We start from the raw sequence: 17,229 nt of genomic DNA, 5'->3' as shown, positions 1-17,229 counted from the left end.
AAGATCACTAACACTTATAATAAAACTGTGTTATAATAAATTCATCGGCGGCGGTCAACAGAACATGCTGAAGCCGCCGGTACCTTGATAATAGAATAAGGTTTGAGTTTGAACATACGATACATTCTATCGATGCTTCGACTTCCTTAATCTAAAGACGGTAACCCCAGATGGGTGAGCCAGTCGCTTACACTATGGGGGCGTTTTTGGATTCGACGGGGATAGTTCGAGCATGGGTAGCGGGTAGTGGGGACGCGTCCACTTCATCAACGCTAAAGCCTATTAAACGGCAAAACACAAAACAACTACGCTTTAGCAGCTTAATAACCTGTTAGCGTGCCTCTACTCTCCATCGCCCATGTGGCGGGATAGGGGCTCAACTTTAGTGGGATACGCTGTCACATCTCCGCCTGGGGTGTGCTGAAGAAGATAATCAGGCTGACCTGAAGGGAATCCGGTGACAGGGAGTTCCTAGGGTGACATCAATACTGTCACTACACCCGTAGAAGCTCATGTGCCGTTATCTTCGGACAGGGGTTCGACTCCCCTCGCCTCCACCAAAAAACCATGAACACCCAGACCGCAAGAGGTCTGGGTGTTCTTTTTTTTTGGAGTAAAAAAGGGAGAGGATTCCTGTCAGAGGTTCAGTTCCGCGCGTAGGGAGTGAATGAAAGAGCATCAGAGGGAATGACATCACGAACGAGCACGGCATCGATATCCAACCTCTAATATCGGCGGCGGAGAATAAGCATCGTGAGCAAGGTTAATGGAAATACCGGTACTCTCCTCGCCTCCACCAGCAAGAACATCATCCGGATGAGGATGATATTCTTGCTGGTGGTAATAAGTACCCTCTTGTACAAAGCTCCTTTTCTTCATTCAAATTATTCATTGGTAGCGCTGAATCCCCACTCACGCGACAGGATTACATATATAAACTGTGAAGGGTTGGTGAATCTGAATGAGTGAAAAATTCTGATTAGTGGTACAATATCCACTGAAAAGTGCCAAAGGCAGTCAACGTGATCACTGGTTAAGAGAAAATGTAATGGAATACTTGGAGAGAGCTCTAGCAGAGGCTGATTTAGGCTATGTTGATGGCTCCGATATGGGGAAGTGCATTTCCGATTCGAAAAAGTATGCTCTTAATATTTTTTGTGTTGTTACGGAAGAAGAACGAGGTATTGCCTTGGTGAAGAGAGTTTTAAAAGAGAGTAGGCTTGATTATACTCGTATTAAAATCGCTACAATGCCCTATGGAAAAGAAGAAACTTATACATTGAAATATGCATATAAGAAGGGTATCACCGATTTTTCTCTATAGGCTATATCAAAACTGTGACCACATTCATAGAAAGTGGCGTTTTCTTATCTGTATCGTATACAATAGGGGTAACGTATAAAGGTAGTGGGGGTACAAAATAAATATGAATACTAGATATCGAATTACGAGAAATGCGGATGGTAATCAACCTGATCAAATGATGTCTGTTGATGAGTTTAAAAGCTATTTTGAAACTCAACCAGATTTTGAATATACAAAGGAGTATTCCTTCCGATCGGCTGAAACGACCATGACGATCCAAGGAGATTTTTTTCTTTGGCATGTAGGAGAGGCTACAATTCCATTCCGCTATTATGAGGGAGATCTTTATGTAGCAGTATCGCACGAGGTTATTTTTCAAAAGATGTTAGAAATAGCAGATCACTTCAATGCGCAATATGTAGAAGGCTAATGGTAATTGCGCTTTAGACGGAATCTGAAGTAACGAATGGTGGAGCTGCAAAGCTACGGTACACCTCTACCAAAATCATCAACACCCAGATCGTAAGTGAAGTGCACCCCTAGAATTCATCGGTTAAAGCAAGGGGTTTTTCCAATGTCAATTCTAAGGGGTGCACATCATTTCGTTACACTACTAACGTTTCATCTCAGACTCTATAATTCCATCAAAAGTTACATATCCTGAATCAATTTTAACTGAGTTATTATTTAGCGTTTTTATCTGGCTGATGAAGACCAAATACATTTCCTTCTGTGTCAATATAGTACCCTTGCCATGCCATTCCCGGAAGTGCGTACTTTGGTAGTGCAACCTTTCCCCCAAGATTAATAATCTTTGCTTCAGTAGAATCATAGTCCTCTATACCAATTGTACATGCATAACCATTCATAGCTTGACATGGTTCTGGAGACGGACCTTTGCGCTGCATCAAAGCACCATTGATGCCCATTTCGTTCGTATCTCCTGTCACAGCTCCGTAATAGGGCATTCCTGCATATTCGCTCCAATCCTCAAATGTCCATCCAAATACTTCGCCGTAAAACTTTTTAGCACGCTCCATGTCGTCTACGTGAATTTCAAAATGAACGATTCTTCCCATAATGGCCTCCTATAGTTTGACTTCCTTACTAGTTTCCTTAATAAGTTTCTCCTTTCCTTCTATGTTTTATAAAGAATTTTGCAAATGTTTGAGTATAGCAGCTACGTTCACGTATAGATATCAGTACTAGGTATTTCAATACGTTTAATCCTATAATTTTTATTACGTTAATCACGCAACTTAACCATTTTATGGTATGTTATCATTGATATGGATTCCATGATATGGGAGATGCATAAGCATGATAGGGAACACGACAGAGAAGGAACAGACAATATTTGATCACGTTGGAAATACGATCAAGACCGAGGATCGCGAAGTTCGAATTGTTGCGAAGTATGAGCAACCACTGGTTGTCGTATTAGGGAATGTGCTTAGCGATGAAGAGTGCGATGAGCTTATTGAACAATCAAGGGAGAGAATGCAGCGTTCCAAAATAGGTGAAGATCGTTCAGTCAATCAAATTAGAACGAGCAGTGGAGTGTTCTGTGAAGAGAGTGAGACGGTTGCAAAGATTGAAAAGCGCATCTCTCAGATTATGAACATTCCTATTGAGCATGGCGATGGTTTGCAAGTTCTTCAATACACACCTGGTCAAGAGTATAAACCCCATTATGATTATTTTGCAGATACGAGCCGAGCGAGTGGTAACAATCGAATTAGTACGCTTGTCATGTATTTGAATAATGTAGAGGAAGGCGGCGCCACGACATTCCCTATGCTTAATCTGTCTGTTTTCCCTAACAAAGGTACGGCTGTATACTTTGAATATTTTTATAGTAATCAGGAATTAAATGAGTCTACCTTACATGCAGGTACACCCGTAGTTAAAGGTGAGAAGTGGGTTGCAACAATGTGGATGAGAAGACAAACATTTCGGTAATTTTAGATACGGATGCAGTTGAGTAAGGACGATATCTATTCGAATGTGATGAACATCCAGACAGTAATGTCTAGGTGTTCTTTTATTTGTAAATATAAGATTGTTCACTTTAAACTATCGGCTCTAGACAGCATAATGCGACAAAAAGTGTAATCTAAAGTTCATACTCCGTTCATAATTGACTTGTAAGCTAAGAGCTGAATGTAGTCACGTCTTAAGTAGCAGCGAAAGCAGCTATTTTTTTTGCTCAGCAACTGATAATGATTATCATTTTTGGTTGGGCACATAACACATTTTAGGGACGTTAACGGCGCCACGACATTCGGTCACTAGTTTCCCAAAAGTATTTATCGAAAAGGAGGTTGATGGTCTGCATCGTTTATGCAGTAGCAATAGTAGTGCCGAACAATTAAATATATTTATGTTGAGGGGTGTATACCATTGAAAAAGTGGTTTAAAAAATCAGCGTTAATATGTCTAACATTGAGCTTACTCATAACGCTTGTACCAGTTGGCATTGTAGCAGCCGCGTCAGCCAGCTTGACGAATTCATCTATTCCCAATGGCGAGTATGTAGTTGATTTTAACTTTCTTGAGGATGGACAGACAAATGTATCGGCAGCTAATACGTATATGAAAATACCCGGAACAAAAGGAAAATTAATCGTACAGAATGGGATAATCTGGTTCGAACATGATATTGAAACAGAGAGCTTTGGTCATTTTAAGTACTTAGGGTATCGGCCAGCGGGTGTCCCTAAAGCAACAATTGTTAATTCAGTTATTCAAGACAAAACAGGTTATATAGATGCTGCCGTAAGCAACGGAGCAGACGCTTCCAGAAAAATCTTACGTTATGGTATCTCGGATATTTCTAAATTACAGGATATTGCTATGCACATTGATCATCAATTTGTATCGTATAACTATTCGTATCATGCACAAATTAGCATCGATACTAGTCAGCTTCCAAACAACGGTGGGAGCGATCCGGGGAATGGCGGACCTGTCATTGGACCTGTTACGTTGGACAAGCTTAATGAATTGGTGTCCGTAACCAAATCTGTATATGATTCCAGTGTGGAAGGTCCGAATTTAGGGCAGTATCCGGTTGGCAGCCGTGAAGTTTTGAAAGTGGCGATTACCAATGCGGAAACCAAATTAGCGCAAACAACTCCAGGAGATGAAGCGGCTTATGGGGTTATCCATGCAGAGCTGAATCAACAGCTTGCTCATTTTCAATCTCTGCAAAAGCAAGCGAATAAGGCGGAACTGAAAAAAATAATAGCTTCTATGACAACATTCCTTAGCACTGCAACAGCCAACGGGCAAGCAAATGGGACACCTGGCGGTGGGCTTGTTGGAATTGTTGAGGGGGAATACCCGCACGAGCATATTAGCGGATTACAAGAAAGAGTAACATTAGGTAATAAAATTGTAGGCAATCCACTAGCAACACAAAGAGAAGTAGACAACGTAGTGAGGGCAATTAATTCTTATTATGACAGGTCTATTAAAAATAGATATGTTGCAAGTGAAGAGCTGCGTTTGTATGTACTAGATACGCCGAGTGAAACAAAGATTGAATCCGCTCAAGCAAGTAAAGTAAATTCAGTGGTGACCACGATTACGGGATTGGCTAACAAAGAATCATTGGGAGGGGCTCGGGCAAATATTACACTGAATGTTACTCCAGATGAAAATAAAGTGTATTGGTTTATGCCATGGGATGATGGAACTTACCGAAGTCCTGATTTGTTTGAACAAGTCAATATGCTGTCCGCTGTCACGATTCATCCGAATCGTCCGTTAGGTAATACTGTGTATCAATGGGCCCTTAAAAATTCAGATGCAGATAAGGATACCCAGTGGTCTGGGCTGGGCCACATTACGTTTAAGGTCAATGGGGAGAAGCATTCTTTATACCTTAGCTTCAACCGAATCATTCATGAAAGATTGCAGCAATCTCTTGCATCTGCGCAACGAAAATACAAAGATGCACCTAAGCATCCTAATGCAGAACAAGCAGCTTTTGATAAGGCTAAAGCAGAACTAGAAGTAGCTATTCAAGAAGCAACGCCAATTTCGGAAAATCTGAATGCGGAGAGGCCTGCTATTTTACAAGCGGAAACGAAGCTGAAGATAGCTTTCGATGCATTCAAAGTAGTAGCCCTAGTTGAATATGATTTGTATTTCTCCACTCTTCACGCTAGTGAGGAAGCATTTGCGACGGTTGATGGGAAGTTCGTTAAACCTGCACAGGTGATTCCACAAAAAGATGGGCAACAAATTGTGAGATTGACGATTACCGACAGTTCTTCTGTTAAGGAATTGCAAATGGAATTGGGCGGTGTGATTAAAAATGAAGAGGTTGTCAGTGAGAACAAAGCGGCGAACAGCCGGGTTACCCAGTTTGTAGTAAGCGATTTATCGCAGTTCGTGAAGGCTAAAGTAAAAGTAGTCACTACGAACCAAGGGAATTCATCGGAGGCTACACATCATATTCGTTTTAATTTTAACGGTGTAGATAACACAGGTCTTCAGACGGCTATATCTGATGCCTCTAACCTTTTGAGTAGTGCAGTAACAGGTATCTATCCTGGTCAATATTCAGAAGCAGCGAAGACAACGCTATCAACTGCGATTAGAACAGCTGGAAAAATAGCAGTCAATGGACCCAATTCAAATGATCAGACTGCTTCGGCTTTAACTGCATTGCAGGCAGCTGTAGAAGCATTTAAAGCTTCGATGTTTACGGCTAATCACCTTAAGGATGGTGATTATAACATCAAATTTACCGTGTTGAAGACGGATAAGGAAGAAGCTTCCGTGCTTAATAATTTTATTGTTTCTCCTGCAAGGTTGATCATTTCCGGCGGTGTAAAAAAGATCTTTGTAACAATTAAACAGAGTGCGGAAATCCCAGAAATGAAGGTAAATGGTCAAAATGTTGAGGTTATAAGTGCAAATGAAAAGGATAATACAAGAGTCGTTAGTTTCCCAGTAGCAGACTTTAGTGTGGATACGAAAGGTACAGCGAAGTTCAAATTGAAGTCACAAAATAACTTTAATGATTATGATTTCCGTTTCCGTTTTGATAATAGCAGCGTAACACTTTATGGAACTGGACAACCACCGGGTGGATTAATACCAGGAGGTGTACTTCCAAACGGTTATTATCATATTGACTTCCGAATTCTTAAGGCTGGCACGGAGAGTAATTCCATTGCAAACACTTATGTTGTTAGCCCAGCTCTACTTCATGTAGTAGGAAACAGCAGAACGGTATCTTTTACAGTGAAACGGAGCAAGGAAATCCATACACTTACGATAAACGGAAGTAACGGTAGTGTTGTAAGTGTTGATCATCAGCGAAATACAAGAGCTGTAGCATATGCGCTTCCTACGTTAGCAGGTAAACACAACGGAACAGTTGAAATTGACTGGCCAGAAGTAAACTATCATCATACTTACGGTATTCAGTTTGTATTTATTGAAGCATCCATCAAGCCTGTTAGCAGTTCAGTAGTTCCCGGTTCTGGTGTTGATGGCAATGTTTCAGGACCTGGTTTACCTCCGCCTGGAGGTGTAGTTCCTGGAAATGCAAATAACGGGAAAAAACCTGGTGAAGGTGACAAAGATAAGCAAGTAGATGGAGCAACCGGAGGTAAGAATGAAGGAACGGTAGGAAAAGAAGGTCAGACAAGCTTTGGTGATACGAAGGATCATTGGGCGGCTAAGCATATTGATCGCGCGGTGAAACTGGGCATTGCTTCAGGCTTTAAAGACGGGAAGTTTCTTCCTAACAAGCCGATTACTCGTGCTGAGTTTGCAGCTATGATTAGCCGTGCATTGAAGTTAGAAGGTAATACTAGCGAACTGAGCTTCAAAGACGCAGAGAAAATTCCTGCATGGGCAAGCAAGCATATTTCCTTGGCAGTAAAGAATGGATTAATTGTTGGTTATAAAGATGGAACATTCCAAGCAAATAAAACGATGACTAGAGCTGAACTGACTGTCATTATTGCAAGAGCCGTTAAATTGAAGTTGAATGATAAGACAACGTCAACATTTGCAGATGCTAAGAACATTCCAGCATGGGCACTTAAGTCAGTAACAGCAGCAGTAGAAGCTGGCTTGATTCAAGGCAAAGCAAACAATAAATTTGAACCAAACGCTACGGCGACAAGAGCAGAAGCAGTGACATTATTGCTTCGTATGCTAGATCATCAATCAACAGGTGCAGTAAAAAAATAGAATGAGTTTATCCTTTATATAAGTTGAAGACGTAGGGTGTAGAATGATCCTCATTTCGTTAATCACGATATTTTTGTTTGGTAAGACGAGCTATCGTGATTTGCGGATGAGGATTTTTAATCTCCATTACAAAGAAAAAAACCGCTCAACGGCATAATGCCGATAAGCGGTTCTACAAGTTTACTGTTATGAGCTGTTATAGCAGTGCGCTTCTATTATTTCCAATCGATGAACAATGGATAATTTTTAGAATGGAAGCCGCCAGCATTCACATGCAATAGAACAGGAATGTTGTCAGTTACGTTGTTTACACCGCTAAAAGTGAAGTATGTGAATCCACCAGATACAGAACGAGTTGCAACAACTTCATAGTCTGCGTCGCCAGTTGGAGCGCCGTCAAGATCGACGTTCAAGAAGTTGTAGCTAACTGGAATTAGTGGGAAGTTAGGATCGCTGTTTTTAAGTTTGAATGTAACTGTGTAGTTGCCTGCCGTGCCTGTTACATCGACTACTCCACCATCAATATAAGAGCTTGCATGATTGGAAGGTGCACCAGAGCTATTAAGGAACTGTACTGCATAAGGTGCTGCGTTAGCAGGAATAGCGAGAATAAGTACCAAAGTAAAAGCCAACAGCATCGAGAAACTCATTTTTTTGAAAGAAGCAATTTTTAACATTATGAACACACTCCCTATTATTTTTTACGTGCTGTATTGCAACCTTACATAAAAAGAACTTCTACCATCCCTTGATCATACAATTTATCTTTATAGTCTGAGATGCCCCTCCTTCCGAAATAGGTTCGGTTCAATATGAAAAATAACAATTCATTATCATTAATGATTATCATTCTCAATGAAAAATCTAAACGATTATCCACTCCTGAACCTTCGAACCAAATTTGACTACGACTCAAAGTGTACTACCTCTATATGAACGGAGAATGAACTTTAGATTACAAATTTATGTAACCTAAATTCTTTCTTTCACCGCAGTCATAGATAGCTATATAGGGCCAAAAATGTAATCAGAAATTCATGCTCCGTTCACAATTAAGAAGTAGAATCCTATTTAAAGCTCTTATTGATAATCAATCTCATTTGTAAGTTGTTTGGAGGACTGAACTATTGAAAGCAACGATAAGACGCTGTGCAGGGATGCTGTTACCTGCATTGCTACTATTAGAAATAGCAACGGGATGCAGTACAGGTGGAGCCGAACAGGGAACCCGTAATGGAGAGATTGTTCTTGTTGATTTTGCAGATCGTCAAGTTGCATTCGATAAGACTCCAGAACGAATCGTCGCGCTGGGTAATGGAGAGGTCGATATTATTTACGCGCTTGGTGGCAGCGTAGTAGGACGACCAAAGGATAATGCAGGTCTCCAGAATGAAGTTGTGAAAGATATTCCCATTGTCGGTTCTGTGCATACGGTTGACTTAGAAAAAATTGCGGTTCTCGATCCTGATGTCGTTCTAGGAAATGCACCGATAAATGCTAATGACATTCCTCAGTTAAACGGTGTTGGAGCTAAAGTTGTGTTAACACATGCCAATTCTATTGAAGATATTCGGCGGCAGATTGAGTTGTTCGGCAAGCTTCTAGGTAAGGAAGCCAAAGCTGCGGAACTTACAGCCAAGCTAGACAAAGGGATTGGAGAATTGAAGGCAGCGCCTTTGGCTTCAAACAAGCGAGTGCTACTGGTGTATGGTGCTCCGGGTACTTACTTGGCTGCTTTGCCTAATTCACTGGCAGGAAACGTGCTGGAAACGGCAGGCGGCACCAATGTAGCCGGTCAGTTTCCGAGCATGCAAAACTTTCCCCAGTACGCACAGTTAAATACGGAGCGAGTTGTTGAGGTTGATCCGGATGTCATTTTGATTATGACGCATGGAGATTCTGAGGATGTAGAAAAGGGCTTTATTAAAGAGATGGAGGGCAATCCGTCCTGGCAGTCGATAGCAGCAGTTCGCGACGGACGAATCCATGTACTTCCGGCAGACTTATTCGGTACAAACCCTGGGACACGAGTAGTTGACGCGGTGAAATGGATAAAGGAACGGTTGGCGTTATGAATGTAAAGACTCGAAATAAACGAAGGCGTTGGATGGCTTTCGCAGCCATACCGCTGCTGCTGGCTGCGATGTTGTATGGAGTAGGCAGCGGTTCTGTTCAAATATCCGTTGTGGAAATTTGGCGTGTACTGTTTGGCGAGGGGGAAGCGGTGCATGAAACAATTATATGGAACATTAGACTTCCCCGCGTACTAGTTGGATTGCTAACAGGTGCATGTTTAGCAGCTTCAGGGGCGCTGCTCCAAGGTGTTATGAGAAATCCGCTTGCAGATCCAGGTATTGTTGGTGTCTCGGCGGGTGGAGGGTTAGCGGCTGTCATTGCATTGGTGTTGTTTCCGCAATTCAGCTATATGCTTCCGGGCTTTGCTTTTATAGGTGCATTGGTAGCTTCTTTAGTTATTTATGTGTTGGCGTGGGATGGTGGAAGTTCCCCTGTAAAAATTGTGCTTGCTGGAATCGCCGTTAATGCGCTATTGGGTGGAATTATGAATGGAATTATGGTGCTGAATAGTGATCGAATTCAAAGTGTAATTCCATGGTTGGCAGGTGGACTGAGCGGTAGAAGCTGGCCGCACTTGGAATTCCTTCTCCCCTATGCAATTGTCGGGCTGGGGCTGGTCCCATTCGCAGCGAAGACATCGAATCTGCTCATGCTTGGCGATCAGTCGGCACAATCGCTTGGACAGCATGTCGAACGTCAGCGGTTTCTAATCATTGCACTAGCGTCTTTACTTGCGGGAGCGGCTGTCAGTGTAGCGGGCCTGATCGGATTTGTTGGTCTAATTGTGCCGCATGCCGTTCGGTTAGCGTTGGGCGAGGATTACCGCTATCTTCTACCATTTTCTATGGTAGGAGGCGCTATACTGCTGGTCGTTGCAGATACAGCGGCACGCAGTTGGTTCGATCCGCTTGAGCTGCCCGCGGGCGTATTGCTGGCGTGTATTGGGGCTCCATTTTTCCTCATGCTGTTGAAGAAAAGGAGGTTGATACGTTAATGGCACTAGATATACGTGATCTATCATATAAGCTGGAACGATTTGAGTTGAGCTCGATTAATGAGACGATACCTACCGGCCAAATAACTGCCATTGTCGGACGTAATGGCTCGGGGAAATCGACGCTGCTGCGTATGATTTCGAGGATAACTAAACCTGACAACGGCTTGATTCTATATGAGGGGCAACCGGGTAAGGCGTATTCGCGTAATCAGTTCGCACGAATGGTTTCCATGCTAGGTCAGGATAAAGGCCAAATACCGGATATTACGGTTCGCGAATTAGTTGCGCTTGGTCGAGCACCGCATCAATCCTCATTTCGAAGTCGTTTGACATCGAATGATGAGCAGGCGATCAAGTGGGCGATATCAACCGTAGGAATCGCTCATAATGAGGATCGCATGTTCCATACGTTATCCGGGGGAGAGCAGCAGAAGGCTCGAATTGCGATGGCGTTGGCGCAAGAGTCACGTATTCTTCTCTTGGATGAGCCGACGACCTACTTGGATATGTCGCATCAGCTTGAATTGATGGAAATGCTGAGACGGCTGAATCAAAAGCTAGGGTTAACCATTGTTATGGTGCTTCATGATTTGCAGCAGGCAGCGGCATTCAGCGATCATATTATCGCTATGGAAAGTGGCCGAATTGTTGCCAGCGGAGCTCCAAAATCAGTGATAGATCAGCACTTTATGCTAAATGTATTTGGGGTAATCGCCAAAATAGATTTACAGGGCGAATATCCTGTTATTGTTCCAATCCCACAACATTTCAAGGAGGAAACGAGTATGGTTATTGTTACAAATGTATCTCAAATTACAAAGGGTAACGGAGAAAAACTAATTGAGCGATTTAATAAGGTGGGCAAGGTAGAGGGGATGAAAGGTTTTCTTGGCTTGGAAGTGATGATGACCGAGAATACAAAGGATTACGATGAGGTAACGGTAAGTACGAGATGGGAAAGCAAAGAAGACTTCCAAGCGTGGACACGCAGCGAAGCTTTCCGTGAGTCGCATTCGCACCGAGAAATTCCGGACTATATCATTTCGAATAAAATTGCATTCTATGATGTGAAAGTTGTCCGCCAGCCATTGCAGCAAGCTGAGCCTCAAAGTGTGTAACATTGTGTAAGTATGGGCATCGAGGGGGAACTCTTGATGCCTACTTGTATGTACATCTAGAAGACTAGTGATAACTCTAAGGAGTAGGCAAGGGTGTATGGATAACAAGATTAGAGATAGGTTGACCAAGCGGCTAAACGATATGGTTGGATAAATATACAAAATAATTGTTGACGTAATGAACAGCTGTTGATAGGATTACGATTGATAATAATTATCATTATCATCATAACCGCTATTACTAAAATGAATCAGAGGAGTGAATGATTTTGAAATTACGGACTACTGCTGCCGGTATACTGGCAGTGTTATGGATATGGGCAATGATACTGCCAGGCGCGGCCTTCGCAGAAACGAAGTTGAGTAATGGGACTTATACGGCTGATTATGTTATTTTGCAAGCGGAAAATGATAATGTCTCTATGGCTAATGACTATTGGGAGAAGCCTGCAACAGTAGTGATTAATGATGGAAAAGCGACAGTACGTGTGACCATTAATCATAGTAAATGGGTGACGGTGTTCAAAGTGCCAAGCAATGGAAGCCATGTGGATACGAAATTAATCGAGTCTAATACAAAGGCTGATACAAGGTTAGTAGAGTTTGAAGCGGATGTTACCAAGCCGATTATTTCTAAAATACATGTTACCGTGCCAGAAATTGATTATGACCATGATTATACGATTCGACTTGTATTCGATATGAAATCTTTTAAAGAGGTAAAAGAAGTAGAGAAGAAAGAGGAACCTGCTCCTGTTGTCGTTCCGAAAGATAATTCTTCTACGAACAAGTCTGTACCAGGAAAAGAAACGAAAGATGTGCCGAAAAAGAAGCAATCAGATGATAAGAAAAAGCCAGAAGCTAAGAAACCTCCTGCAAGTAAAAAACCACCGATTACGAAGAAGCCATCAACAACGACAAAGCCACCTGCTAACAAAAAGCCTAACCCATCTCCGAACACCAAGAAAACAGCTGCTGACACGGGGGAAGAGCTAATCAAGAAGGGGACAACTGCTTCTGTAGGCGTAATTAGCAATGAGAAGGAAAAAGAGGTTATCGCAACTTCATCCGATGAAAAAACGCAACTGCCAGCTGCTCAGCTGGCAGTTAGCAGCACGACTGAGGTAAAGACATTAGGAGCGCAGCCTGAACCAGCAAATGAAAAAGTAGCGACCGTCAAAGAAGGAGTAGTGAAAACGGCTGCTGCGAAAGTTGATAACCCATCGGATTCTAGCAATGGCTCAGCGTCCACAACCAATTGGTGGACGCCAATTGGCGCTGTTCTCATGCTCGTTGTTGGTGGCATTTTTATTTGGAAAAGAAAGAGTCAATAACCGTCACTAGTCGTTAGCATAGGAGGACAGATTACGATGTTACAAAGGTATTTTAAGCTAGCTGTAATTATAACGACGATACTAATCCTTGCTCTAGGATGTGGCGATGCGAAAACAGCTACTAAACCTGCGGAACCAGCCTCTTCCGCTTCTAGTACACCTACTGCAGCTTCTATTCCAGTGGAAGAGCATCGAATCGTTTCTACGACGGTGGCTATTACGCAAATTATGGACCAGCTAGAAATTGATCTGGTAGGTATACCGAAGAGCGTCAAAACATTGCCAAGCCGATATGACGGATTAACAAAAGTGGGCAACCCAATGAGTCCAGATATGGAATTGGTTAAATCCTTAAAGCCGACCGAAGTATTGTCGGTGACCACTTTACAATATGATTTGGAGCCAGTATTCAAAAACGCGAATATGAAAGCCACATTCTTGGACTTAACGAATTTGGAGAGTATGCAGGCTGAAATTACGAAGCTGGGCGAGAAGTACGGGAAGCAAGAGAAAGCAGCAGAGATTGTACGCAAATATGATACGAAAATAGAGCAAATTCGCCAGGCTACAGAAGGTAAGGAAACGCCGACGGTGCTTATTCTCCTTGGTGTACCAGGGAGCTATTTGGTAGCAACAGAGCATTCCTACATAGGTGACCTCGTGCGGTTGCTAGGCGGCAAAAATATTGTTCAAGGTGAAAAGGTAGAGTTTCTAGCTTCGAATACGGAGCATTTGCAGCAGGCTAATCCGGATGTCATTCTACGGGCTGCACATGGTATGCCGGAAGAGGTCGTCAAGATGTTTGACGAGGAATTCAAAAAGAATGATATTTGGCATCATTTCAAAGCGGTTCAGACGGGACGTGTATACGATTTGGAGGAACGGTTGTTTGGGACAACTGGAAATCTGGCCGTCGAAGAAGCGTTGGATGCGCTGCTTCCGATGCTGTACCCTTAACTTTTGCAAAGGACAGTGAACGATGATTAAGCAAACGGGCGTGTATCTGATTACTGCGCTGTTATTAGTTGCCCTAGCTATCTTTTCAGCTATGACGGGAAGCATTAAAGTTTCTTTCGGAGAGCTTGTGCAAGGTTTGTTTAATGGCTCAAATGAGCAGGTCGAAATTATAAAAGATTTGCGGTTCCCACGCATAATTGTATCGATGTTCGCGGGAGCGGCACTTGCTGTTGCAGGTGTATTGCTGCAAGCTGTTATGAAGAATCCATTAGCGGAGCCAGGGATAATTGGGATTTCATCTGGAGCTGGTTTCGTATCGATTACGGTGGTAACGTTGTTTCCCACCCTCTATTTTTGGAATCCGCTGTTCTCGGTGTTGGGAGGAGCACTTGCGTGCTATCTGGTCTACTCCTTGTCTTGGAGGTCGGCATTAAACCCTTTGCGGCTAATCTTAGTCGGCGTCGCTATCAATGCTACGTTTACTGGATTGGGGCAGACCTACAATTATCGCGGAAGCTATGCAGTAACGAGCGTGAATCAGGCCATTTCTTCTATTTTTACTATGAAAACATGGGAAGATGTTCATATTATTGGCCTATTTGGAGGGATAGGGTTAATCCTTGCTCTGTTCCTCGGTTCATGGTGCAATATGCTGGCATTTCGAGATGAAACCGCTCGGAGCCTCGGACTTAGAGTGATGAGGGTAAGAATTATTATCTCGGTGGTCGCTGTCCTTCTGGCTTCCGTAGCCACAGCGATCGGAGGATTAATTATGTTCGTCGGTTTGCTTGTCCCTCATATCGGAAGGGCCTTGGTTGGTTCGAATTATAAGCTTCTAATCCCCTTTTCAGCACTTGGGGGTGCTTTGCTCATACTTGCAGCGGATACGATTGGACGGACGGTACTTGCACCAGCTGAAATCCCAGCCTCGATTATTATGGCGGTCATTGGCGGTCCATTTTTGATCATTATGCTGAAGAGAAGCGACAAATTGCATAAGTAATTGGAACGAGAAACGTTGAGAACATCAGCGATTGGAAGGAAGACTTGACGGAGTATTGGTTACGAAATCATCGGATTGGTATTGAGGCCAGAGGAGGGTATAGGAATTGGTGATGAAGCAGTTACTTATTACAGATGACGATAGCAATAACAGAACATTGCTTGGCCATTACTTTACCAAAGAAGGTTTTCGTGTACTGGAAGCGCATAATGGGCTCGAAGCGATGGGTGTATTGGAAAAGCACTCAATCGACTTGGCTATATTTGATGTGATGATGCCAGAAGTTGATGGGCTGGCTCTGTGTGAGTATACACGAAAAAATTATGATATTCCGATTATTCTCCTCACGGCTCGGGATCAACTCAGTGATAAGGAGCTAGGCTATATGAAAGGAACAGACGATTATCTGACCAAGCCGTTTGAGCTGCCAGAGCTGCTGTTCCGTGTGAAGGCTCTATTCCGCAGGTACTCGTTTGCATCTAGCGATAAGATTAGAATCAACCAGCTTATTATTGACCGCAAAAACTATGAGGTTGTGGATGGTGACGAAATCTTTTTCCCGCCATTGAAGGAATTCGAGCTGCTTGCACAGTTAGCAGAATATCCAGGACGGGTGTTCTCGCGTGATGAGTTGATTCGCCTCATTTGGGGAACCGATTACCGTGGAGATGAACGGACGGTTGATGTACATATTAAACGTTTGCGAAAAAGGTTCCCTGAGCATGAGCGGGGATTTGCTATTCAAACGATTAGAGGGATTGGGTACAAACTTGAGGTGTCAGCCTCGTGAGATCGCTTTATTTCCGTGTAGTCATCATTACGGTTTATACGATAGCGATAAGCAGCTTTGTAGGGTTTTGTATCGCTAATGTTTATTATCATCTCCTGTTAAAACCGTACAATGACGCTAAGCTATTCAAGGCAGCAGATATGATTCGCAGCTATGTAGGAAGAAATCCGGATATGATGGGCGATTATCTTCATCATACGGCAGCGCTTGGTTATCAATTATATGTCCATGATGAGCAAGGTAATGATTTTTTTTATGGGGGAAGCTTTCATAAGCTAGACCTTCCTTCAAACGTCAGAGAACATGTATTAGCGGGCAATGAATATCATGGTATAGCTGAATATCCGAACAGTCCGTTTGTCATCAATTATTTTGATAATTTGCTTAGCAATACGGTAGGCATTCAGGTGGAAGTTGGCTCTGAAACATTTGCTTTGTTTATGAGGCATGACACTCGTGTGCAGTTTGATGAGCTGCAAACTTTTTTTGTACTAATGTTCATATTTACGGCGTTGTTCAGTATCCCGTGCTTTTTGTTAAGTACCCGTTATTTGGTGCAGCCGATTACGCGATTGACGGAAGCAACCAAGCGAATTGCGCAAGGCGACTTTAATTTGCGCTTTGCGACCAATCGAAAGGATGAAATCGGGCAGCTTGCTAAGCATTTTGAAAAGATGGCGTTTCAGCTTGAGCATTCCGACCGATTAAAAAAAGAATTCGTCGCCAACGTATCTCATGAAATTCACTCACCATTGACCTCCATTCAAGGCTTTGCGGACTCATTGCTGCAAGGTGATCTGGATAAGGAGCAAATACATCATTACGCTACGATCATCGGACAAGAGACCCGTCAGCTTGCGACGCTAAGTAAGCAATTACTGCTATTATCGACCTTAGATAATGGAAGTGAAGGCATAGAAAAGAAGCCTTATTTGCTACAGCCTCAGGTTCGGCAAGCTTTGCAACTGCTGGAATGGCAGCTCGCTGAGAAGGAAATTGCTGTTCGTATGCGTATTCCGGCGCGGCTTCACATCCATGGTGATGAGGTACTGCTGATGCAGGTGTGGTCCAACTTGCTATCCAATGCCGTGAAGTACATTCCAAGCGAGCGTTCGATCGATATAGAGGCTTTTCGCGAAGAGGATAGCTGTGTATTTGTCATTTCCGATACAGGTGATGGTATTCCCGAGGAACAGCTCCCGTTTCTATTCGATCGCTTTTACAAAGTTGATATGGCTAGAAAACGGGGGGATGGCAGTGTTGGGCTGGGCTTGTCTATCGTGCAGAAAATTGTCCATTTTCACGGAGGTATCATTGAAGTAGATAGCAATGAAGGCAGTGGTACGATATTTCGCATTCGAATACCAGATTAATGGACTTATAAAGATCTTTACCTGTGTGCAGTATGGGCTGGGGAAAGGTCTTTTTT

15 protein-coding genes and 1 other RNA gene are annotated in these 17,229 nt (G+C 42.9%); 13 read left to right on the top strand and 3 right to left on the bottom strand.

Going from position 1 to position 17,229, the window contains the following annotated elements:
• The first annotated feature begins 196 nt into the window (after positions 1 to 196).
• Positions 197 to 560: a transfer-messenger RNA gene (gene ssrA, locus IFO66_RS18750) on the top strand.
• A gap of 133 nt (positions 561 to 693) precedes the next feature.
• Here ssrA and IFO66_RS18745 read toward each other — a convergent pair.
• Positions 694 to 879, bottom strand: a complete 186-nt coding sequence (locus IFO66_RS18745; protein WP_192026637.1) for a hypothetical protein — start codon at positions 877 to 879, stop codon at positions 694 to 696.
• A 169-nt stretch (positions 880 to 1,048) separates the two neighbouring features.
• Here IFO66_RS18745 and IFO66_RS18740 point away from each other — a divergent pair, with 169 nt between their 5' ends.
• Together IFO66_RS18740 and IFO66_RS18735 are read left to right on the top strand one after the other, a co-directional pair.
• Positions 1,049 to 1,324 (top strand): hypothetical protein, encoded by a 276-nt coding sequence (locus tag IFO66_RS18740; RefSeq protein ID WP_225445892.1) that lies wholly within the window; start codon positions 1,049 to 1,051, stop codon positions 1,322 to 1,324.
• 103 nt (positions 1,325 to 1,427) lie between these two features.
• Positions 1,428 to 1,736: a hypothetical protein gene (locus IFO66_RS18735; protein WP_192026636.1), complete on the top strand. Its 309-nt coding sequence runs from the start codon at positions 1,428 to 1,430 to the stop codon at positions 1,734 to 1,736.
• A gap of 253 nt (positions 1,737 to 1,989) precedes the next feature.
• Here the strand turns inward: IFO66_RS18735 and IFO66_RS18730 are convergent, their stop codons facing one another.
• Positions 1,990 to 2,385, bottom strand: a complete 396-nt coding sequence (locus IFO66_RS18730) for a VOC family protein (protein ID WP_192026635.1) — start codon at positions 2,383 to 2,385, stop codon at positions 1,990 to 1,992.
• A 241-nt stretch (positions 2,386 to 2,626) separates the two neighbouring features.
• Here IFO66_RS18730 and IFO66_RS18725 point away from each other — a divergent pair, with 241 nt between their 5' ends.
• Positions 2,627 to 3,268: a 2OG-Fe(II) oxygenase gene (locus IFO66_RS18725; RefSeq protein WP_192026634.1), complete on the top strand. Its 642-nt coding sequence runs from the start codon at positions 2,627 to 2,629 to the stop codon at positions 3,266 to 3,268.
• Between the two features lie 441 nt (positions 3,269 to 3,709).
• A complete protein-coding gene (locus IFO66_RS18720; protein ID WP_192026633.1) occupies positions 3,710 to 7,525 on the top strand; it encodes an NEAT domain-containing protein in 3,816 nt (1,271 codons plus the stop codon).
• A gap of 215 nt (positions 7,526 to 7,740) precedes the next feature.
• Here the strand turns inward: IFO66_RS18720 and IFO66_RS18715 are convergent, their stop codons facing one another.
• Positions 7,741 to 8,202, bottom strand: a complete 462-nt coding sequence (locus IFO66_RS18715) for a hypothetical protein (RefSeq protein WP_192026632.1) — start codon at positions 8,200 to 8,202, stop codon at positions 7,741 to 7,743.
• A 480-nt stretch (positions 8,203 to 8,682) separates the two neighbouring features.
• Here IFO66_RS18715 and IFO66_RS18710 point away from each other — a divergent pair, with 480 nt between their 5' ends.
• The 8 genes from IFO66_RS18710 (at position 8,683) to IFO66_RS24265 (ending at position 17,173) form a co-directional block, all read left to right on the top strand.
• Positions 8,683 to 9,600 (top strand): ABC transporter substrate-binding protein, encoded by a 918-nt coding sequence (locus IFO66_RS18710; protein ID WP_192026682.1) that lies wholly within the window; start codon positions 8,683 to 8,685, stop codon positions 9,598 to 9,600.
• Positions 9,573 to 10,595 carry a FecCD family ABC transporter permease gene (locus IFO66_RS18705; protein ID WP_420488683.1) on the top strand — a complete coding sequence of 341 codons (1,023 nt, stop codon included), beginning with the start codon at positions 9,573 to 9,575 and terminating at the stop codon, positions 10,593 to 10,595. Before IFO66_RS18710 ends, IFO66_RS18705 begins: the two co-directional genes overlap by 28 nt.
• On the top strand, positions 10,595 to 11,716 hold the full coding sequence (gene isdG / locus IFO66_RS24140) for a heme oxygenase (protein WP_192026631.1): 1,122 nt from the start codon (positions 10,595 to 10,597) through the stop codon (positions 11,714 to 11,716). Before IFO66_RS18705 ends, isdG begins: the two co-directional genes overlap by 1 nt.
• A gap of 269 nt (positions 11,717 to 11,985) precedes the next feature.
• The gene (gene isdC / locus IFO66_RS18695) at positions 11,986 to 13,050 is read left to right on the top strand and encodes a heme uptake protein IsdC (RefSeq protein WP_192026630.1); all 1,065 of its coding nucleotides are present in this window, start codon (positions 11,986 to 11,988) and stop codon (positions 13,048 to 13,050) included.
• Between the two features lie 36 nt (positions 13,051 to 13,086).
• Positions 13,087 to 14,007 (top strand): heme ABC transporter substrate-binding protein IsdE, encoded by a 921-nt coding sequence (gene isdE / locus IFO66_RS18690; protein WP_192026629.1) that lies wholly within the window; start codon positions 13,087 to 13,089, stop codon positions 14,005 to 14,007.
• Positions 14,008 to 14,029: 22 nt separating this feature from the next.
• The gene (locus IFO66_RS18685) at positions 14,030 to 15,010 is read left to right on the top strand and encodes a FecCD family ABC transporter permease (RefSeq protein ID WP_192026628.1); all 981 of its coding nucleotides are present in this window, start codon (positions 14,030 to 14,032) and stop codon (positions 15,008 to 15,010) included.
• A gap of 112 nt (positions 15,011 to 15,122) precedes the next feature.
• Positions 15,123 to 15,800 carry a response regulator transcription factor gene (locus tag IFO66_RS18680; RefSeq protein ID WP_192026680.1) on the top strand — a complete coding sequence of 226 codons (678 nt, stop codon included), beginning with the start codon at positions 15,123 to 15,125 and terminating at the stop codon, positions 15,798 to 15,800.
• Positions 15,797 to 17,173, top strand: a complete 1,377-nt coding sequence (locus IFO66_RS24265) for an ATP-binding protein (RefSeq protein WP_192026627.1) — start codon at positions 15,797 to 15,799, stop codon at positions 17,171 to 17,173. The genes IFO66_RS18680 and IFO66_RS24265 overlap by 4 nt, the downstream gene beginning before the upstream one ends.
• Positions 17,174 to 17,229 lie beyond the last annotated feature (56 nt).

This window comes from Paenibacillus arenosi, from assembly GCF_014841135.1.
Lineage (GTDB): Bacteria > Bacillota > Bacilli > Paenibacillales > Paenibacillaceae > Paenibacillus_B > Paenibacillus_B arenosi.
Note: the sequence above shows the minus strand (reverse complement) of the source record. Positions and strands in the feature narration are given on the sequence as shown.